The sequence below is a fragment of the Janthinobacterium sp. AD80 genome (assembly GCF_002878455.1).
Lineage (GTDB): Bacteria > Pseudomonadota > Gammaproteobacteria > Burkholderiales > Burkholderiaceae_D > Janthinobacterium.
The window spans coordinates 41326-59843 of record NZ_NRDQ01000011.1 but is presented as its reverse complement, the minus strand read 5'-3'; the positions used below and the strand labels follow the sequence as shown (position 1 = coordinate 59843).

At 60.3% G+C, this 18518-nt stretch carries 18 protein-coding genes and 1 tRNA gene; 13 read left to right on the top strand and 6 right to left on the bottom strand.

Annotated features, from left to right (window positions below; all coding sequences use genetic code 11):
• The 5 genes from JaAD80_RS03045 to JaAD80_RS03025 all read right to left on the bottom strand — a co-directional run.
• On the bottom strand, positions 1–1230 hold a 1230-nt coding region (locus tag JaAD80_RS03045; RefSeq protein WP_102292814.1), incomplete at its 3' end, for a sigma-54 dependent transcriptional regulator.
• A 46-nt stretch (positions 1231–1276) separates the two neighbouring features.
• Positions 1277–2512 carry an ABC transporter permease gene (locus tag JaAD80_RS03040; protein WP_102292813.1) on the bottom strand — a complete coding sequence of 412 codons (1236 nt, stop codon included), beginning with the start codon at positions 2510–2512 and terminating at the stop codon, positions 1277–1279.
• Positions 2513–2541: 29 nt separating this feature from the next.
• Complete coding sequence (locus tag JaAD80_RS03035) at positions 2542–3852, bottom strand: ABC transporter permease (protein WP_102292812.1); 1311 nt, start codon at positions 3850–3852, stop codon at positions 2542–2544.
• A 10-nt stretch (positions 3853–3862) separates the two neighbouring features.
• A complete protein-coding gene (locus JaAD80_RS03030) occupies positions 3863–4591 on the bottom strand; it encodes an ABC transporter ATP-binding protein (RefSeq protein ID WP_102292811.1) in 729 nt (242 codons plus the stop codon).
• A 30-nt stretch (positions 4592–4621) separates the two neighbouring features.
• Positions 4622–5890 carry an efflux RND transporter periplasmic adaptor subunit gene (locus tag JaAD80_RS03025; RefSeq protein ID WP_102292820.1) on the bottom strand — a complete coding sequence of 423 codons (1269 nt, stop codon included), beginning with the start codon at positions 5888–5890 and terminating at the stop codon, positions 4622–4624.
• 218 nt (positions 5891–6108) lie between these two features.
• On the opposite strand from JaAD80_RS03025, the gene JaAD80_RS03020 reads away from it, so the two are divergent.
• Positions 6109–7725, top strand: coding sequence for a DNA mismatch repair protein MutS (locus tag JaAD80_RS03020; RefSeq protein WP_102292819.1), 1617 nt, complete (start codon positions 6109–6111; stop codon positions 7723–7725).
• A gap of 9 nt (positions 7726–7734) precedes the next feature.
• Here the strand turns inward: JaAD80_RS03020 and JaAD80_RS03015 are convergent, their stop codons facing one another.
• Entirely contained in the window at positions 7735–9660 is a 1926-nt protein-coding gene (locus JaAD80_RS03015; RefSeq protein WP_180979270.1) for a phosphoethanolamine transferase, read from the bottom strand.
• Positions 9661–9678: 18 nt separating this feature from the next.
• Between JaAD80_RS03015 and JaAD80_RS30515 the strand changes: the two genes are divergently transcribed.
• The 12 genes from JaAD80_RS30515 (at position 9679) to rplL (ending at position 18388) form a co-directional block, all read left to right on the top strand.
• Positions 9679–9849: a hypothetical protein gene (locus JaAD80_RS30515; RefSeq protein WP_180979269.1), complete on the top strand. Its 171-nt coding sequence runs from the start codon at positions 9679–9681 to the stop codon at positions 9847–9849.
• A 225-nt stretch (positions 9850–10074) separates the two neighbouring features.
• Positions 10075–10458: a 30S ribosomal protein S12 gene (gene rpsL / locus JaAD80_RS03010; RefSeq protein WP_010394376.1), complete on the top strand. Its 384-nt coding sequence runs from the start codon at positions 10075–10077 to the stop codon at positions 10456–10458.
• 152 nt (positions 10459–10610) lie between these two features.
• The gene (gene rpsG / locus JaAD80_RS03005; protein ID WP_010394377.1) at positions 10611–11081 is read left to right on the top strand and encodes a 30S ribosomal protein S7; all 471 of its coding nucleotides are present in this window, start codon (positions 10611–10613) and stop codon (positions 11079–11081) included.
• A 108-nt stretch (positions 11082–11189) separates the two neighbouring features.
• Positions 11190–13295 (top strand): elongation factor G, encoded by a 2106-nt coding sequence (gene fusA, locus JaAD80_RS03000; protein WP_102292810.1) that lies wholly within the window; start codon positions 11190–11192, stop codon positions 13293–13295.
• Positions 13296–13367: 72 nt separating this feature from the next.
• The gene (tuf, locus tag JaAD80_RS02995; RefSeq protein WP_077398776.1) at positions 13368–14558 is read left to right on the top strand and encodes an elongation factor Tu; all 1191 of its coding nucleotides are present in this window, start codon (positions 13368–13370) and stop codon (positions 14556–14558) included.
• 66 nt (positions 14559–14624) lie between these two features.
• Positions 14625–14700 (top strand) — tRNA-Trp (locus JaAD80_RS02990).
• A 32-nt stretch (positions 14701–14732) separates the two neighbouring features.
• Complete coding sequence (gene secE / locus JaAD80_RS02985) at positions 14733–15116, top strand: preprotein translocase subunit SecE (RefSeq protein ID WP_010394308.1); 384 nt, start codon at positions 14733–14735, stop codon at positions 15114–15116.
• Entirely contained in the window at positions 15116–15742 is a 627-nt protein-coding gene (gene nusG, locus JaAD80_RS02980) for a transcription termination/antitermination protein NusG (protein ID WP_092719293.1), read from the top strand. Before secE ends, nusG begins: the two co-directional genes overlap by 1 nt.
• Before the next feature lie 219 nt (positions 15743–15961).
• Positions 15962–16396, top strand: a complete 435-nt coding sequence (gene rplK, locus JaAD80_RS02975; RefSeq protein WP_034753131.1) for a 50S ribosomal protein L11 — start codon at positions 15962–15964, stop codon at positions 16394–16396.
• Positions 16396–17091 carry a 50S ribosomal protein L1 gene (gene rplA, locus JaAD80_RS02970; protein WP_034753134.1) on the top strand — a complete coding sequence of 232 codons (696 nt, stop codon included), beginning with the start codon at positions 16396–16398 and terminating at the stop codon, positions 17089–17091. The genes rplK and rplA overlap by 1 nt, the downstream gene beginning before the upstream one ends.
• Before the next feature lie 318 nt (positions 17092–17409).
• Positions 17410–17949: a 50S ribosomal protein L10 gene (gene rplJ / locus JaAD80_RS02965; protein ID WP_034753621.1), complete on the top strand. Its 540-nt coding sequence runs from the start codon at positions 17410–17412 to the stop codon at positions 17947–17949.
• A gap of 67 nt (positions 17950–18016) precedes the next feature.
• The gene (gene rplL / locus JaAD80_RS02960) at positions 18017–18388 is read left to right on the top strand and encodes a 50S ribosomal protein L7/L12 (protein WP_070223390.1); all 372 of its coding nucleotides are present in this window, start codon (positions 18017–18019) and stop codon (positions 18386–18388) included.
• Positions 18389–18518 lie beyond the last annotated feature (130 nt).

The following is an 18518-nucleotide window of genomic DNA, read 5'->3' as shown; positions in this document are numbered from 1 at the left end:
GCGATCGGGTTCGGCGCCGGCAGGGTCGGGCGGCGTGCGCAGCGCTGGCGCGCTTGCCTGCGGCAAGCCCAGTTCCTGCGCATGGATCACGCTGCCGGCCGTCAGCAGGCTGGCGCGCTGCATGACGTTTTTCAGCTCGCGCACATTGCCGGGCCAGCCATGGGCTTGCAGCGCCGCTTCGGCTTGCGCATGCAGTGCCTTGCCGGGACCGAGGAAGTGCCGCGCCAGCACCAGGATGTCGGCCGGACGCTGGACCAGCGGCGGCAGGCGCAGCTCGATCACGTTCAGGCGGTAAAACAGGTCTTCGCGGAAGGTGCCGGCACGGATCATGGCCGGCAGGTCGGCGTTGCTGGCGCTGATGACGCGCACCTTCACCTGCCGTTCGCGGTTCGAGCCGAGGCGCTCGAAGCGGCCCGTTTCCAGCACGCGCAGCAGTTTCATCTGCCCGGCCAGCGGCAGGTTGCCGATTTCGTCCAGAAACAGGGTGCCGCCGTCGGCCGCATCGAACTTGCCGTCGCGCGCACGCGTGGACCCCGTGTAGGCGCCCGCTTCCGCGCCAAACAGTTCGGCCTCGATCAGGTCGACCGGCACGGCGCCGCAATTGAGCACCACGAAGGGGCCGCCGGCGACCTGGGAATTGGCTTGCACGATGGCGGCGATGTGTTCCTTGCCGCTGCCGTTCGGACCGGAAATGAGCACCGGCACGTCGGCGCGCGCCACCTGGCACGCCAGGTGCACGACGCGTTCCGTGGCCGGGTCTTGCCAGACCATGCCGCGCAAATCGAAGCTGTCTTCGAGCGCGTGGCGCTGGCGCCGCTCCTGCACCACGCGCTGGCGCAGGGCGCGGCTGGCTTGTCCCAGTTCCAGCAGGTTGTGCACGGACGCGATCAGGCGCCGGTCATCCCATGGCTTGGCCAGGTAGTCGGCCGCGCCCGACTTGATCAGGTCGACGGCCGCATCGAGCTGCGTCCATGCCGTCAGCAGGATCACGGGCAGGTCCGGATGGCGCGCGCGGATGGCGTGGAACAGGGCGCTGCCTTCCTCGCCCGAGGTGGTGTCGGCCGTGAAGTTCATGTCCTGCACCACCAGGTCGACGGGATGGCGCGCCAGCAGGGCCAGGCCCTCCTCGGGCGAGGCGGCGCGCAGCGCATCGATCTCGTGCAGCGAGAACAGCACGTCGAGCGCGATGGCCACGGCGGCATTGTCGTCAATTATCAGTACGGTAGGCATGCGCGCAGCATAACATTCTCATGGCCGCCATGACAGCGATGAAAGCTCACGTGCTGCGCGTGGCGGTGGCCGGCGAAATGCTGGCCGCGCGCCAGGCCGGGCCATACACGGCGCCCAGGCCCAGCAGCCAGAAGAGCAGTGCACCACCCAGCAGATACGGCAAGGGCAGGCGCGCCATTTCCAGCTGGCTGACCAGCAGCTGGTTCAGCGCCAGGGCCAGCACCACGCCCACCGCCACGCCGACGCTGGTGATCATGAAATTTTCCGTCAGGAAGTAGCGCAGGATGTCGACGCGGCGCGCGCCCAGGGCGCGGCGCACGCCGATCTGCTTGCGCCGCTGCGTCACCCACAGGCTGGCGATGCCGACGATGCCGCTGGCGGTGACCAGCAGCAGCAGGGCCGACACCGTGATCAGCATCCACGACAGCGCGCGGTCGGCGCGGTAGCGCGTGCTGCGGTCTTCCTCAAGGCTGCGGATGCGCACGATCAGCTTGTCCGGCGTGGCCGCGCGGATCGCCTGTTCGGCCTCCTTCATCACGCGGTCGCGCTGGCCCGGCTCCGCGCGGATGGTCAGCAGGGTATCGCCGTCGCCCGTCAGGCGCACGGGAAAGATCACGGAGTATTCGCCCTGTTCGCCCACTTCCGCGCCCTGGCTTTGCAGGCGCTCGACGACGCCGACGACTTGCAGTTGCTGGGCATTTTCACCGGTGCCGAGGAACAGCGGCATGCCCAGCGCGCTGCCACCGCCCGGATTGATTTTTTCGGCCATGGCCCGCGTGACGATCACTTGCGGCGGAAATACCTCGGTCACGTTCTGGTCGATCTCGGCGATTTCGGCGGGCGTGAAATCGCGCCCTTCGCGCAGCTGCAGGCCCCAGGTCTTGATCAGGGAATCCGGCGTGATGTACACGGCGGCAACGGCGGTGCTGTTTTCCTGCTTGCGGCTGGCGGCGAAGCCGCTGTTGCTGCCGTTGCGCGACAGCGGCACCTGGCTCACCTGCGCCACGGAGACGACGCCGGGCACGGCGCGCGCGGCGGCGGCCAGGCGTTTTTGCAGGGCCAGTTCTTCATTGTGGCCGAGCGGGCGCAGGTTGCGCGCCAGCAGGTGGAAGACGTCGCCCTCGGCCGCCACGCCGCTGGGGCGTGCCGCCACTTCCTGGCGCACGTTGACGATATGCAGGGCATTGGCCAGGATGGCCAGGCTCAGGGCCACTTGCACGGCAACCAGGATGGCGCCGGTTTTGCTGCGCATCAGCGCAGACAGGATGGGTCGGATTTCCATGGTGTCCTATTCGTGTGCGGTGTGTGCGGTCATTGGGATTTGAGCTGGATGGCCGGCGTCACCTGGCAGGCGCGCCAGGTCGGCAGCAAGCCGGCCAGGATGGCGGCGGCGACCGAAATGACGAAGGTCATGGCCAGCATCACCCAATCCATGTGCGCGGCGACGGTCAGCTGTTTCGACTGCATGCCGATGAGTGCCAGCGCGCCGAAGGACAGCAGCAGGCCCAGCACGCCGCCGGCCAGGCCGATGACGGTCGTCTCGATGAGGAACTGGCGGAAGATGTCGCCGCGCGAGGCGCCCAGCGCGCGGCGGATGCCCACCTCGGAAGCGCGCACGGAAAACTTCGCCAGCAGCAGGCCGATGGTGTTGACCAGGCACAGGGCCAGGAAACCGAAGGCCAGCCAGGCCGACAGCTTGTTGTCGTTGCCAACCACGCGCAGGTGCGCCAGCCATTCATCGATGGTAAACAGCTTGTTCGGCGCGGCCCGTTTCAGGCGGCCCAGCTTGCGCTGTTCCTGTGCGTAGCTGTCCAGGTAATTCTGCAGTTCGCCGCGCTGGCCATCGCTGGCCATCTCGAACCAGAACTGCATCCACGTGCATTCCGAATCGAGCGTGCCCTGGAATCCCGGTTCGCGGTTGCCGCTGCAATTCATGCTGCCGTTGTGGCCCGTCTGGTGGCGGATGGCGCTGCTGAACGGGATGAAATAACTGTCTTCGCTGCCGAAGGCGCCGCTGCCGATGATGCGGTGGATGCGCGGCACGGGATCCCATTTGTCGAGCACGCCCGTGATCTGGTACTGGAAGCCCATGAAGGTCATGCGCTGGCCAACCGGGTTGCTGTCGCCATACAGTTTTTCCGCCAGCTTGCGCGACAGGACGATGACGTCGGCGCCGGCCGCATCGTCGGCCGCGCTCCATGGCTGGCCGTACAGGAACGGCGTCTCGAACATGGGGAAGAAGTCGCGGTAGGCGGCGATGCCCTGCGAACTGAAGGCGCCGATATCCTTGCGCTCCGGTTCGATGGCGCCGCTCACGCCGTACATGACGCTGCGGCGCTCGCCGATTTTGCTGTTCTGGAAGTTGACGGCATCGCGGTAGCTGAGCTGCTTGTCGCCTGACTCGTTGCCCGGCGTGTAGCCGGTGAGCGAGCCGTTGTCGACCAGCGGCACGAACATGCGGCCATTTTTGTGCGGCAGCGGATTGCCCGACATGACGTGCAGGATGGTCAGGGTCGAAATGCTGGCGGCCACGCCGATGGCCAGGGTCAGCACCATCAGCGCCGTCAGGGCAGGGTTGCGGCGCAGGCTGCGCAGGCCAAGCAGGAAGTAGTACTGGAGCATGGATCTGTCCTCAGGCGGTGGCGGTGTGGCTGCCGGCCTTGGCCGGGCTGCTGGCCAGCGACGGCTCCTTGTGCACCAGGTCCGAGACCTGGCCATCGATGATGTGCACGTTGCGCTGGCTGCGCAGCGCCAGTTCCGGATCGTGGGTGACCATCAGGATGGTGGTGCCTTGCGCATTGATTTCTTCCAGCAGTTCCATCACGCCGCGCGCCATCTGCGTATCGAGGTTGCCGGTCGGTTCATCGGCCAGCAGCAGCTTGGGCGAGCCGGCCAGCGCGCGCGCGATCGCCACGCGCTGCTGCTGGCCGCCCGACAGCTCGGCCGGGTAGTGCTTCATGCGCGAGGCCAGGCCCACCTTGGCCAGCGCATCCTCGATGCGTTCGCGCCGCTCGGCGCTGTTGTAGCCGCGGTAGCGCAGGGGCACGTCGACATTGTCGAACAGCGACAGGTCGGGAATCAGGTTGAAGCCCTGGAAGATGAAACCGAGTTTTTCATTGCGCAGGCGCGAGCGGGCATTGTCGTTCATGCCTTTCACGTTGACGCCGTCGAGGATGTATTCGCCATCCGTGAATTCTTCCAGCAGGCCGGCGATGTTCAGGAAGCTCGTCTTGCCGGAGCCGGACGGCCCCGTGACGGTGACGAATTCGCCCTGCTTGACGTGGATCTCGAAGCCGCGCAGCGCGTGCGTTTCGATCATGTGGGTGCGGTAGACTTTGTTCAGGTTTTGCATGCGCAGCATGGCGTGCCTCTTTCTGGGATGGGATGCGGTTTATTGATTGATGGAGACGCGGGCGGCGTTGTCAAACGCTTCCGTACCGGCGACAACGACCTTGTCGCCCAGCTTCAGGCCACCGAGAATTTCCACCGACGAGACACTCGTGGCGCCCATCTTGATGGGCGTGCGGATGGCCACGCCATCGCGCACGACGTAGGCGAAACGGCCGCCGTCGGCTTCGACGAAGGGACCGCGCGCCAGCATCAGCACATTCGGTTTTTCATCGATCAGCAGGCGCGCCGTGACGCGCTGGTTCTGGCGCAGTCCGGCCGGCTGTTCGCCATTGAAGCGCACGCGCGCCAGCACCTGGTTCTTCACCACTTCCGGCGACAGCGCCGACAGCTTGCCGGTCGCCCTGATGGCGCCCGTCTCGATCTCCGCGCCCATGCCCAGGCCGATGTCGGCCACATACGTTTCCGGCACTTCCAGCTCCACTTCCAGCTGCGACAGGTCAACCAGGGTCATCAGCGCCGTATTGGCTTGCACCACGCTGCGATTGGCCACCGACAGGGTGCCGATGAAACCGTTCACGGGCGCGCGCACGGTCAGTTCGTCGACGCGGCGCTGGGCATTGTCGCGGCTCAGGCGCTGGCGTTCCAGTTCATTCGCCTTGGTCTTCAGCGCCAGGGTCACGTCCTCGCTTTCCAGACCTGCCGCCTGCGAGGCGTGCTTGCTGCGGATCTCGGCGGAATTCAAGGCATCCTTGGCCTTCTGGTAGTCGATCTTGGCGATGATGCCCACCTGCGCCACGCTCTCGTAGCGCTCCAGGGTGCGCTGCGCGGACAGGCGCTCGATCTCCGCCGTGTCCGCTTCGCGGCGCGCCAGCAGCTTCTGTTTCTTGGCCAGGATCTGCTGGCGCGCCACTTCCGCCTCCAGTTGCTGCACGCTTGACTGTTCGCGTTTCAGCGCATCGGACAGGTCCGGCGATTCCAGCACGGCGAGGATGTCGCCTTTCTTCACCGTGTCGCCCGCCTTGGCTTTCAAGGTGACGGTGGCCACCGTGGTGGAATACAGGGTGGGGCTGATGGCGGCCACCACGCGGCCATTCACGGCGGCGTCGCGGATCAGGGTGCCGCGCGTGACGTCGGCGATGCGCAAACGGCTGGCGTTGACGGAGTGTTCGCTGTTGCGCCAGCCGGCAAACACGGCGACGGCGCCGCCGATGACGATGACGGCACCGGCCAGCAGCAGGGCGCGTTTCTTGTGGCGCTGGCCCGGTGGCGCGCTCACTACGGCATCTTGGGAAGAAGTATCGCGGATCATGGTGGACATTTCGTGGACAATGGTTTTTTCAATGCACGATCCATGCCAATGCATAAGCCTTTGATTGGCAAGGAGAAAAAATCGCGTGTCCGGCTGTCCGGGGTGTCCGCGCCGGCCAGCGGGTGTCCGCGCGCGTCCTGCGGACAGGACAGGCGCAGGGATCTTGATAATCTGGCAATCGTCCTGATCTGTTGCCCGCAGTGATGGCGCGCGGCGCCATGCTGCTCACTTTCTGGAGCATGATGCCTGCCTCGCCCTTCAAACAGAGCCCGTTCGCCACGCAAAAACGCTGGCTGCGCCAGTTCGCCAGCCTGCCCGAGCCGGCCGAATTCGATTATCCGTTCGCCCCCAGCGACATCGCCATGCTGCAGCAGGTCGAAGGTGGCGCGCGCCAGCTCGATGGCCAGACGTGGGACGAAATGCTGCTCGACGACTACCATGCGCAGCTGGGCGAGCAGACCAGCATCCTCGGTCAGCAGCGCCTGCACCAGCGTCTGGCCAGCGGCACGGCGAACCCCGCGTCACGCGCGCGCATCGCGGCCCTGCTGGCCGCGCCGGGACAGCAGGCGGCGCTCGAACAGGCCATGCTGCCGCTGCGCACGGTCGACATGGAAGTGGCGGCGCTGCTGTGCGGCGCCGCACCCGCCGCAGTGCCCTGGTGGAGCCGCTGGCTGCTGCTGCCCACCTTGGCGTTGCTGGTGGCGCTGCTGGCCGCATGGCTGGTCGCGCCGCAGGCATGGGCCGTCGTGGTGCCTGTCTGGCTGTTCCTGATGGGGCTGCAGATGCGTTTTCATGAGCGCTGCAAGCCGTGGGAGCGCAGCGTGTTTACCCTGCAGCGCATACTGCTGGTGCATGGCCGCCTGGCCGCGCTCGACATGCCATTCACGGCGGCGCTGTGCGAAGGCGGCCGTGCGGCAGGCGCGATCAACCGCCAGATCACGCCGCTGCGCTGGATCAAGATGGTGCCAATGCTGAGTGAATATGACGACTGGCTCATGCTGGGCAATATCCGCCGCTATTTTCATAGCCTGCGCGTGGTGCGGCGCGAGCGCGCCTTCCTGCGCCAGAGCTTTTTGCTGCTGGCCGACCTGGAAGCGGACCTGGCCCTGGCGCGCCACCTGCGCGGCCGCGCGCAGTTCTGCTGGGCACAGGAAGCGGGCGCGCGGCAACTGTCGTTCGAGGCGATGGTGCACCCGCTGCTGGGCGGCGCCGTGCCGCTGTCCCTGCGCCTCGATGGCCGCGGCGCCTTCATCTCGGGACAGAATGCGATCGGCAAGAGCACCTTGCTGCGCGGCGTGGGCCTGAACCTGGTCAGCGCGCGCGCCTTCGGCTTTTGCTATGCGCAGGCGGCCAGCGTGCCGATGGCGCCGCTGTATTCAAGCATGCAGAACGAGGATACGCTCGATGGCGGCGAAAGTTTATATATCGCCGAACTGCGGCGCGCGCGCGAACTGCTGGCGCTGGCCGAGGACGGCACGCCGGCATTGTTCCTGATCGACGAGATTTTCCGTGGCACCAACCACCTCGAATCGGTGGCGGCAGCGGCGGCCGTGCTGCACAGCCTGGCGGCGCGGCACCTGGTGATCGTGTCCTCGCACAACCTGGTGCTGGGCCCCTTGCTGGAAGACTGCCTGGCGCCCTGGTGCGTGCGCCGCGACGCCGATGGCGCGCTGCTGCTGGCGCCCGGCGTGCTGCAGGCCACCAACGGCATCGCCCTGCTGGCGCAGCGGGGCTTTGATGCCGGCATCGCGGACAAGGCCGGGCGCGTCTTTGACTGGCTCAGCACCCACATGGCGCAGCCGGCCGATTGCGCGGGGGTGCTGGAGCGGGCTTGAGGGCAGCGCTTATTTGTCCTGCTTTTCCGGCGTGCTCTTGTCGATCACTTCGCGGCAGTCGCCGCGGATGATGGCGTTGTCGTAGTTGGTCCAGCCGTAGCTGTCGACGTAGCGCTTGTGCTGCTTGAAGCGCGGGCTGGCGATGCTCCATTCCGGCTGTTCGCCGGCGAAGCGGATGTCGCCCAGGTCAAGCAGGGTGTGGAACATGTTTTCCGTCGACAGGCGCGCCTTCTGATGGCGCTGCAGCTGCGCCACCTTGTCCGGGTAATGCTGCTGGAACTGCGGCGAATACCAGACAAAGGCGGGCACGTGGAACTCGAACTGCGTGTTATGCCCGTGGAAGGCCAGGCGGCAGGTGCCGTCGTACAGGGTCTGGCCGTGGTCGGCCACGTAGACGAGAGAACTGCGCAGGGCCATGCGCTGGCCATCGTCCTTCAGGATGCCGATCACGTTCGACAGGAACCAGTCCGTGTACAGGATCGAGCTGTCATAGCTGTTGTTGAGCTGCGGCTTGATGGCCGTATCCGTGTAGACGGGCTTGTCGACGCCGAACAGCGAGGGCTGCCATTTGTCGAACGCTTTCGGATAGCGCTGGCTGTAGTTCCAGTGGCTACCCAGGGTGTGCAGCACGATGAGCTTTTTCGGCGCCGGATCGGCCAGCGCGTTTTTCAGCGGGTCGAACAGGATCTGGTCGAAGTTCGAATTGTTGGTAAAGCCGCCCAGGTTCAGGAACTGCACCACGTCCGCTTCCTTGGCAAACACGGAAACGGGCGTGTCGAACTGGCCGAACGAGATCTGGTTCGACAGCCAGTAGGTCTTGAAGCCCGCCTCCTTGTAGGCCGTCAGGAAGGATTTTTCCGAAAAACCATCCTTCAGGCTTTGCGTGGCCGGCTTGCGCGAGATGATCACCGGCACGGACAAACGCGTGGCGGAAACGGCCGTGATGACGTCGGCCAGCGGCACCAGGTTGCTTTCCTGTTTCAGTAGGGGATTCGTGTCGCGCTCGTAGCCATTCAGGCTCCAGCGGTCGTAGCGCGACGATTCGCCGATCACCATCACCACCACTTCCGGCTGGGTATCGGGATTTTGCTGGTGCGCGCCGAAACGGAAAGTGCTGCTTTTCTGGCCCAGTTCGGCCAGGTATTTGCGTTCCTTGTAAAAGTCCAGGCCGCGCGCCATCAGGCCGAAGGGCCAGGCATTGCTGATGGTCTCGAAGGTGTAGGGCAGGCGTGCCCAGTGGGGCAGGCTGGGCCAGCCCAGGCCCGTCTCGTCGGCGCCGGCGATGCTGGCGTTTTCCGGCTTGCTGCTTTCCTCGTCTTCCTCGGCTGACTCGTCGTCGGCCGCGCTGGCGTCGCCGAAGCCGGAGGCGCCCGCCTTGGCGCTGGCCGCCGGCTTGTTGGCCTTGGCGGACGCGGCGGCGCTATGCAGGACCTTGGCGTCGAAACCGAATTCATAGCCATAGCCCCAGAAAGCGCCCAGCATCAGCAGCAGCGCGAAGGCGGCCGGGCGCGTCTTGCCGCGCCAGTCCAGGTCGCGCGTGCGCGTGGCCGCATGCCAGCTCAGGGCGCACCAGGCGATGACGCCCAGCATCACGGCGCCCATCAGCCAGACCTTCTGGCCCAGAAACTCCATCGCTTCCTTGGGGCTGGTTTCCACGATGATGCCCAGGTGGTGCGTGGAAATGCCCTGGCCATAGAAGATGAACAGGTAGATTTCCGTCGGCAGGGCGAGGAAGGCCGGTAGCAGCAGCCAGTGGAAATACGCGGGCCGCTTGAAGACGCACCAGACGGCCAGCCAGGCCAGCAGTTCGAACGTCAGCATCTGCCATGGATGCTCGAGCGGACGCCCCAGCAGCGCGGGAAGGAAGGGCACGGCCGTCAGCAGGGCGTAGGTCAGCAGCAGGAACAGATTGGCGGGACGGAGCAAGGGGCGCATAAGGGAGGGCAGCGAAAAATGTCCGCTATTATCATTCCTTTTGTCATCTTGTGGTCATACAAGAGCGGCCCCGGCAGCGGCGTGTCTGCAGAGAAAGAGTTTCAAATCGGCAAGTGGGTGATGACCGTGTCAGCGGGAAAAATTAGCCAAAACGCCACAAAATGGGCGGATCTTTGCCTTTTTTTATAGCAAAAAGCCGTAAACTGATTGACCCCCTGTAACACAAGGTCTAAACTAGCGAGTTCTCGATTTTATTCTGCACATCGTTTACGTGTTACTTGGCATTTCATGGCCGCTCCTAATCGAGTGGCTGCGGGCGCCGCCGGTGCGCAGCAGATGAAAGCGGGACGAGGTTTTAGTCGCCGGGCATCTTGCCCGGGTTATTAATCGTAGTTTTTTGTTGGATTTATAACGATGCCAACCATCAATCAATTGATTCGCAATCCACGCGTCGCTTTGACCGTGAAGAGCAAATCGCCGGCGCTGGAAAACAGCCCGCAAAAGCGTGGCGTCTGCACACGTGTTTACACCACGACTCCAAAGAAGCCAAACTCGGCTCTGCGTAAAGTCGCTAAAGTTCGCCTGACCAATGGTTTCGAAGTCATTTCGTACATTGGCGGTGAAGGCCATAACCTGCAAGAGCATAGTGTTGTGCTGTTGCGCGGCGGCCGCGTCAAGGATTTGCCGGGTGTGCGTTACCACATGGTTCGCGGTGCCCTGGATACCCAAGGCGTTAAAGACCGTAAGCAATCGCGTTCGAAGTACGGTACCAAGCGCGCTAAAGCAGGCAAGAAGTAATAAGTTGTACGCAGCAAACCCAAGTTTCGCTCAGTGGCAACTAGCTAAGTGAATGTAGTCGACCGCATCTGGTCGAGTAAGTGGAGGACTATGATGGTCGTCCGCGAGTGTGCGAAGAACGCGCGCTCAACTGAAGATTGAAAGGAATTGATATGCCACGTCGTCGTGAAGTACCCAAGCGCGAAATTTTGCCAGATCCAAAATTCGGCAACACTGATGTCGCTAAATTTGTAAACGTGCTGATGCTGTCCGGTAAGAAATCGGTTGCAGAAAACATCATCTACGGTGCCTTCGAGCACATCGCAGCAAAATCGGGCAAAGATCCGCTCGAAGTTTTTGCTACCGCAATCAACAACGCCAAGCCGTTGGTTGAGGTGAAATCCCGTCGCGTCGGTGGTGCAAACTACCAGGTGCCGGTCGAAGTTCGCCCAGTCCGTCGTATGGCCCTGTCCATGCGTTGGTTGCGTGAAGCTGCTAACAAGCGCAGCGAAAAATCGATGCCACAACGCCTCGGCGGTGAGCTGATGGAAGCGGCTGAAAGCCGCGGCGGCGCGATGAAAAAACGCGACGAAGTCCATCGTATGGCTGAAGCGAACAAAGCGTTCTCGCATTTCCGCTTCTAATATAAAGCCAGCTACCGCAAGGCGGCTGTCAAGCATCTGTTGTTCGAGGCCGGGCTCATTTTTGCAAAAAAATGCTGCTCGGTTTTGTCCATTCATTTAGGATTAATTATGGCCCGCAAGACCCCCATTGAGCGCTATCGTAATATCGGTATCTCCGCTCACATCGATGCAGGTAAGACGACCACGACCGAGCGCGTCCTGTTCTACACAGGCGTGAACCACAAGCTGGGCGAAGTCCATGATGGCGCTGCCACCACCGACTGGATGGCACAAGAGCAAGAGCGCGGTATCACGATTACCTCGGCTGCTGTTACGTGCTTCTGGAAAGGCATGGCTAACAACTTCCCAGCTCACCACATCAACATCATCGACACCCCAGGCCACGTTGACTTCACCATTGAAGTGGAACGTTCGATGCGTGTTCTGGATGGCGCTTGCATGGTTTACTGTGCAGTCGGCGGCGTGCAGCCACAATCGGAAACGGTATGGCGTCAGGCTAACAAGTATAAAGTGCCACGTCTGGCCTTCGTCAACAAGATGGACCGTACCGGCGCCAACTTCTTCAAGGTTTACGATCAGATGCGTTCGCGCCTGAAAGCTAACCCGGTGCCTATCCAGATGCCTATCGGCGCTGAAGACGTGTTCACCGGTGTTATCGATCTGGTCAAGATGAAGGCCGTCATTTGGGACGACGCTTCGCAAGGCATGAAGTTCGAATACGAAGACATTCCTGCACACCTGGCCGCTGATGCTGCCAAGTGGCGCGAGAACATGGTTGAAGCCGCTGCTGAAGCGTCGGAAGACCTGATGAACAAGTACCTGGAAGAAGGCGACCTGTCGGAAGACGAGATCAAGGCTGCCCTGCGTCAGCGTACCATCGCCAGCGAAATCGTTCCAATGTTGTGCGGTACCGCCTTTAAAAACAAGGGCGTGCAAGCCATGCTGGACGCGGTCATCGAGTACCTGCCATCGCCAGTGGACATTCCACCAGTCCCAGGTCTGGACGAAGATGAGCAGCCAGTCGAGCGTAAAGCTGACGACAACGAGAAATTCTCGGCGCTGGCATTCAAGATCGCAACCGATCCGTTCGTGGGTCAGCTGTGCTTCATCCGTTGCTACTCGGGTACCCTGAATTCGGGCGACTCGGTGTTGAACTCCGTGAAGCAGAAGAAAGAGCGTATCGGCCGTATCGTGCAGATGCAAGCGAACGAACGCGAAGAAATCAAGGAAATGCGCGCTGGCGACATCGCCGCTGTTGTGGGTCTGAAAGACACCACCACCGGCGATACGCTTTGCGACGACAAGGCAAGCGTGGTTCTGGAGCGCATGGTCTTCCCTGAGCCAGTGATTTCGCAAGCGGTTGAGCCAAAAACCAAGGCCGACCAGGAAAAAATGGGCCTGGCGCTGAACCGTCTGGCAGCAGAAGATCCATCGTTCCGCGTGCGTACCGATGAAGAATCGGGCCAGACCATCATCGCCGGTATGGGCGAGTTGCATCTGGACATCATCGTTGACCGCATGAAGCGCGAATTCAACGTTGAAGCCACCGTCGGCAAGCCACAAGTGGCTTACCGCGAAACGATCCGTAAAGTGTGCGAAGAGTCGGAAGGCAAATTCGTCAAGCAATCGGGTGGTCGTGGTCAATACGGTCACGTGGTTCTGAAGATCGAACCGCAAGAACCAGGCAAGGGCTTTGAATTCGTTGACGCGATCAAGGGCGGTACCGTTCCTCGCGAATACATCCCTGCAGTTGAAAAAGGTGTGCGCGACACGCTGACTTCGGGCGTGATGGCTGGCTACCCAGTCGTTGACGTGAAAGTCACGCTGTTCTTCGGTTCGTACCATGATGTTGACTCGAACGAAAATGCATTCCGCATGGCCGCTTCGATGGCATTCAAAGATGGCTGCCGCAAAGCATCGCCAGTCATCCTGGAGCCAATGATGGCCGTGGAAGTGGAAACGCCGGAAGACTACGCCGGTACCGTGATGGGCGATCTGTCGTCGCGTCGCGGCATGGTGCAAGGTATGGATGAAATTGCTGGCGGTGGCGGCAAGATCATCAAGGCCGAAGTACCGCTGTCGGAAATGTTCGGCTACGCTACATCGTTGCGTTCCTCGACCCAAGGTCGTGCGACTTACACGATGGAATTCAAGCACTATGCTGAAGCACCTAAGCATGTGACTGAAGCGATCGTAAGCTCGAAAGCTAAGTAATAGAAGTTCCGGGCCGGCTTTCACGAGAATGCCGGTCCCTACATTTAAATCATTGTTCTAAGGAAGAATAAAATGGCAAAAGGTAAATTCGAACGGACCAAGCCGCACGTCAACGTCGGCACCATCGGCCACGTCGACCACGGTAAAACCACGCTGACCGCTGCAATCGCAACGGTTCTGTCGAAGAAATTCGGCGGCGAAGCTAAAGCATACGACCAGATCGATGCAGCTCCAGAAGAAAAAGCGCGCGGTATCACGATCAACACCGCCCACGTCGAGTACGAAACGGAAACCCGTCACTACGCTCACGTTGACTGCCCAGGCCACGCCGACTACATCAAGAACATGATTACCGGTGCCGCGCAGATGGACGGCGCGATCCTGGTATGCTCCGCAGCTGACGGCCCAATGCCACAGACCCGCGAACACATCCTGCTGGCCCGCCAAGTTGGCGTTCCATACATCATCGTGTTCCTGAACAAGTGCGACCTGGTCGACGACGCAGAGCTGCTGGAACTGGTTGAAATGGAAGTGCGCGAGCTGTTGTCGAAGTACGAATTCCCAGGCGACGACCTGCCAATCATCAAAGGTTCGGCACGTATGGCGCTGGAAGGCAAAGAAGGCGAAATGGGCGTTGACGCAGTGCTGCGTCTGGCCGATGCGCTGGATGCTTACATCCCAACGCCAGAGCGCGCTGTTGACGGTGCATTCCTGATGCCAGTGGAAGACGTGTTCTCGATCTCGGGTCGCGGTACCGTTGTTACCGGTCGTATCGAGCGCGGCATTGTTAAAGTCGGCGAAGAGATCGAAATCGTTGGTATCACCGATACCGTCAAAACGACTTGCACCGGCGTGGAAATGTTCCGCAAGCTGCTGGACCAAGGTCAAGCTGGCGACAACGTTGGTCTGCTGCTGCGCGGCACCAAGCGTGAAGACGTGCAACGTGGTCAAGTTCTGGCGAAGCCAGGCTCGATCAAGCCACACGCCCACTTCACCGGCGAGATCTATGTTCTGTCGAAAGACGAAGGCGGCCGTCATACGCCATTCTTCAACAACTACCGTCCACAGTTCTACTTCCGCACGACGGACGTAACTGGTTCGATCGAGTTGCCAGCAGACAAAGAAATGGTCATGCCAGGCGATAACGTGTCGATCACCGTCAAGCTGATCAACCCGATCGCGATGGAAGAAGGTCTGCGCTTCGCTATCCGCGAAGGCGGCCGTACCGTTGGCGCCGGCGTGGTTGCAAAAATCATCGCATAAGGAAATGTTATGCTTCCACCCGGGGCGTCCTGGGTGGTAGAATAGCACTCCTCGAAAGTTTTACGTAGGGACGTAGCTCAATTGGCAGAGCGTCGGTCTCCAAAACCGAAGGTTGGGGGTTCGATGCCCTCCGTCCCTGCCACCGTCAAGGTGCAGGGCACCGAAAGTAGAAAAATGTCAAATCAATCCGTGCAAACCGTTAGCACGTCGAGTGACAAGATAAAAGTCGCGCTGGCAATAGTGGCTGCGATTGCAGGAGTAGTCGGGTTTTATTACCTGGCAGGCCAACCAGCTCTGGTGCGTGCAAGCGCGCTTGTGGCTGGTTTGGTTATTGCTGTTGCGCTCTTGTATGTCTCGACGACCGGCCGTGAATTTCTCAATTTCGCCAAAGAAGCTGTGCGCGAAACCAAGAAAGTCGTTTGGCCGACCCGCAAAGAAGCCACGCAGATCACTGCGATCGTGTTTGCCTTTGTGCTGGTCATGGCGATTTTCCTGTGGGGTACGGATAAATTGCTCGAGTTTTTGTTGTATGACGTAATTCTTGGTTGGAAAAAATAATGAGCGAAAATGTGCATGATGAAGCGGCGGACGAATCCGTTCCGGGCGACGCTCCGGCAGCGGATACTGGTGCAGCGCTGAGCGTGCCAGTGAGCAGCAAGCGCTGGTATGTCGTGCATGCTTATTCCGGCATGGAAAAAAGCGTCATGCGCGCACTGACCGAGCGCATCGAGCGCGCGGGCATGCAAGACCAGTTCGGCCAGATCCTCGTGCCGATCGAAGAAGTAGTTGAAGTCAAGAATGGTGTGAAGTCCGTCACCGAACGTCGTTTCTATCCTGGCTATGTGCTGGTGGAAATGGAAATGACGGACGAGAGCTGGCACTTGGTCAAGAATACCAGCAAGGTTACCGGCTTCATCGGTGGCAAATCGAACAAGCCGACGCCGATCTCCGCGCGCGAAATCGATGCCATCATGCGCCAGATGCAGGAAGGTGTTGAAAAGCCCCGTCCGAAGACCTTGTACGAAGTGGGCGAGCAAGTGCGCATCAAGGATGGTCCGTTCACCGATTTCAACGGCAATGTCGAAGAAGTCAACTACGAGAAATCCAAAGTACGCGTCTCGGTCACCATCTTCGGCCGCGCTACCCCGGTAGAGCTCGAATTCGGCCAGGTCGAAAAAGTTTAAAGACGGTTCACAAAACCGTAGCGAGCGGATGTGAGTTGTGGCTGAGAAGCGGAACTGTGCGAATGCACAGTGAGCATCGGAAGCTGCAAATCGCCCCGCGCAGCAGGTTTGAAAGCGCCACCAGGAGCGTTGCGGTAGTCTCAGCAGAATCCGGTCAGAGGAGCCCCGCCAGGGTAGGATCGGCGGGGCGCTACTACTCAATCCAAGATAGGAGCCATCATGGCAAAGAAAATCATTGGTTTTATCAAGCTGCAAGTGCCAGCTGGTAAAGCAAACCCATCCCCACCAATCGGTCCAGCTCTGGGTCAACGTGGTCTGAACATCATGGAATTCTGCAAGGCCTTCAATGCACAGACCCAAGGTCTGGAGCCAGGCATGCCAATTCCTGTCGTGATCACCGCGTTCGCTGACAAGTCCTTCACTTTCGTGATGAAGACGCCTCCAGCAACCTACCTGATCAAAAAAGCTGCTGCGATCACCAAAGGTTCGCCGAAGCCACATACCGACAAAGTCGGTACGCTGACCCGCGCACAAGCTGAAGAAATCGCTAAATTGAAAACCCCTGATCTGACCGCTGCCGACATGGATGCTGCTGTACGCACCATCGCTGGTTCCGCTCGTTCGATTGGTATCACGGTGGAAGGTGTTGTATAATGGCTAAGTTATCCAAACGTATCAAGGCTTTGAAAGCCAAAGTCGACCGTACCAAAGTGTACGCTTTCGACAACGCTGTCGCTCTGATCAAAGAGTGCGCAACGGCCAAGTTCAATGAATCGATCGACGTATCGGTACAACTGGGCGTAGATCCTAAGAAATCCGACCAAGTGGTGCGCGGCTCCGTCGTGCTGCCAGCTGGTACCGGCAAAACCGTACGCGTGGCAGTGTTCGCGTCGGGCGAAAAAGCGGAAGCGGCTAAAGCTGCTGGCGCCGACATCGTTGGTATGGAAGACCTGGCTGAGCAGATCAAAGCCGGCGACATGCCTTTCGACATCGTTATCGCTTCGCCAGATACCATGCGTATCGTTGGTACCCTGGGTCAGATCCTGGGCCCACGCGGCATGATGCCTAACCCGAAAGTTGGCACTGTTACTCCTGACGTCGCTACCGCCGTGAAAAACGCGAAAGCCGGTCAAGTTCAGTACCGTACCGACAAATCCGGTATCATCCACGCTACCATCGGCCGTAAATCGTTCGCTGACGCAGATCTGAAGTCGAATCTGGTCGCACTGATCGACGCGCTGAACAAAGCCAAGCCAGCATCGAGCAAAGGCGTGTACCTGCGCAAAGTTTCGCTGTCGTCGACCATGGGCGCTGGCGTCCGTGTTGACCAGGCTAGCCTGGCAGCTTAAGTAAAGAATCAAGTCCCGCGCGCCTTCGGGCGCTGCGGGCGCATCTTTGGGCTGTTTGCCCGGTGTTCGCACCAGGCAGGCAGACAATCAAAGACCGTTGGGCCGACTGCGATCGCACATGCAGAAGGTTAATAGGCTGGCCGGCAACGGCCAGTGCCCAACGCAGATGGTGTACCCGAACAAGTTTTGTAGTCCTCATGCTGCGTGAATGTATCCGCTCAGTTTAGTACTTCTTGACTTCGGACGCCGTGTTCGAACCGATGCAAGGCGCTCAACCACTCGGTTGTGATTGCCGAACATCATTTAAGGAGGTTGACCGTGAGTCTCAATCTGAATGACAAAAAGGCCGTCGTCGCCGAAGTTTCCGCACAAGTAGCAAATGCGCAAACGATCGTCGTGGCCGAATATCGTGGCATCCAGGTTGGTCACTTGACGCAACTGCGTGCTAAAGCGCGTGCCCAAGGCGTGTACCTGCGTGTGTTGAAAAACACTCTGGCTCGTCGCTCCGTTGAAGGTACCGCATTCGCCAGCCTGGCAGATGCCATGACCGGCCCGTTGATCTACTCGATCTCGGCCGATGCCGTTGCAGCAGCTAAAGTCATTGCTGACTTCGCTAAAACCAACGACAAACTGGTCATCAAAGCAGGTAACTACGCAGGCAAGCCGCTGGATACAGCTGCTGTCACCGCGTTGGCGAGCATTCCTAGCCGTGAAGTCCTCATTTCGCAGTTGTTGGGCGTTATGCTGGCTCCGGTTTCGGGCTTTGCACGTGGTCTGGCTGCCCTGGCAGCGAAAAAAGGCGAAGGCGCCGAAGCTCCTGCAGAAGCAGCAGCAGAAGAAGCCCCAGCAGCCGCTTAATTGCGCGCGCTTTTTTCTCTCAGTACCAATCTGATGTAACTAACGTAATAAATTTAGGAGTTTCAAAATGGCAATTAGCAAAGACGATATCCTGGAAGCAGTTAGCGCCATGTCCGTAATGGACCTGAACGACCTGGTTAAAGCATTCGAAGAAAAATTCGGCGTGTCCGCAGCAGCAATGGCTTCGGCCGGTCCTGCAGCTGGCCCAGCAGCAGCTGCTGAAGAGCAAACCGAGTTCAACGTTGTGCTGGACACCTTCGGCGCAAACAAAGTTGGCGTCATTAAAGCAGTTCGCGAAATCACCGGCCTGGGCTTGAAAGAAGCTAAAGACCTGGTCGATGGCGCACCAAAAACTGTGAAAGAAGCAGTGTCGAAAGCTGACGCTGAAGCTGCAGTTAAGAAACTGGTTGAAGCCGGCGCAACCGCTTCGATGAAGTAATATCTGTACTGGCGTCAGTTAGCGCCCGAGTCAAAGTCTGAGGTTTCCCCTCGCAAGGGGGGAAATCCGACTTTGGCTCCTTTGTCGTCTGCATCGTATTTGTCATGTAGTTGTAGCAGCAGTTTTTATT

Bases quoted from the DNA above. Each gene is read 5' to 3' on its own strand.
- rplK (WP_034753131.1), top strand. From the start codon at position 15,962: ATGGCAAAGAAAATCATTGGTTTTATCAAGCTGCAAGTGCCAGCTGGT.
- nusG (WP_092719293.1), top strand. From the start codon at position 15,116: ATGAGCGAAAATGTGCATGATGAAGCGGCGGACGAATCCGTTCCGGGC.
- fusA (WP_102292810.1), top strand. From the start codon at position 11,190: ATGGCCCGCAAGACCCCCATTGAGCGCTATCGTAATATCGGTATCTCC.
- rplL (WP_070223390.1), top strand. From the start codon at position 18,017: ATGGCAATTAGCAAAGACGATATCCTGGAAGCAGTTAGCGCCATGTCC.
- rpsG (WP_010394377.1), top strand. From the start codon at position 10,611: ATGCCACGTCGTCGTGAAGTACCCAAGCGCGAAATTTTGCCAGATCCA.
- JaAD80_RS03035 (WP_102292812.1), bottom strand. From the start codon at position 3,852: ATGCTCCAGTACTACTTCCTGCTTGGCCTGCGCAGCCTGCGCCGCAAC.
- rplA (WP_034753134.1), top strand. From the start codon at position 16,396: ATGGCTAAGTTATCCAAACGTATCAAGGCTTTGAAAGCCAAAGTCGAC.
- JaAD80_RS03025 (WP_102292820.1), bottom strand. From the start codon at position 5,890: ATGATCCGCGATACTTCTTCCCAAGATGCCGTAGTGAGCGCGCCACCG.
- JaAD80_RS03040 (WP_102292813.1), bottom strand. From the start codon at position 2,512: ATGGAAATCCGACCCATCCTGTCTGCGCTGATGCGCAGCAAAACCGGC.
- rpsL (WP_010394376.1), top strand. From the start codon at position 10,075: ATGCCAACCATCAATCAATTGATTCGCAATCCACGCGTCGCTTTGACC.
- JaAD80_RS03030 (WP_102292811.1), bottom strand. From the start codon at position 4,591: ATGCTGCGCATGCAAAACCTGAACAAAGTCTACCGCACCCACATGATC.
- JaAD80_RS03020 (WP_102292819.1), top strand. From the start codon at position 6,109: ATGCTGCTCACTTTCTGGAGCATGATGCCTGCCTCGCCCTTCAAACAG.
- JaAD80_RS03015 (WP_180979270.1), bottom strand. From the start codon at position 9,660: ATGCGCCCCTTGCTCCGTCCCGCCAATCTGTTCCTGCTGCTGACCTAC.
- tuf (WP_077398776.1), top strand. From the start codon at position 13,368: ATGGCAAAAGGTAAATTCGAACGGACCAAGCCGCACGTCAACGTCGGC.
- secE (WP_010394308.1), top strand. From the start codon at position 14,733: ATGTCAAATCAATCCGTGCAAACCGTTAGCACGTCGAGTGACAAGATA.
- JaAD80_RS30515 (WP_180979269.1), top strand. From the start codon at position 9,679: ATGTCCGCTATTATCATTCCTTTTGTCATCTTGTGGTCATACAAGAGC.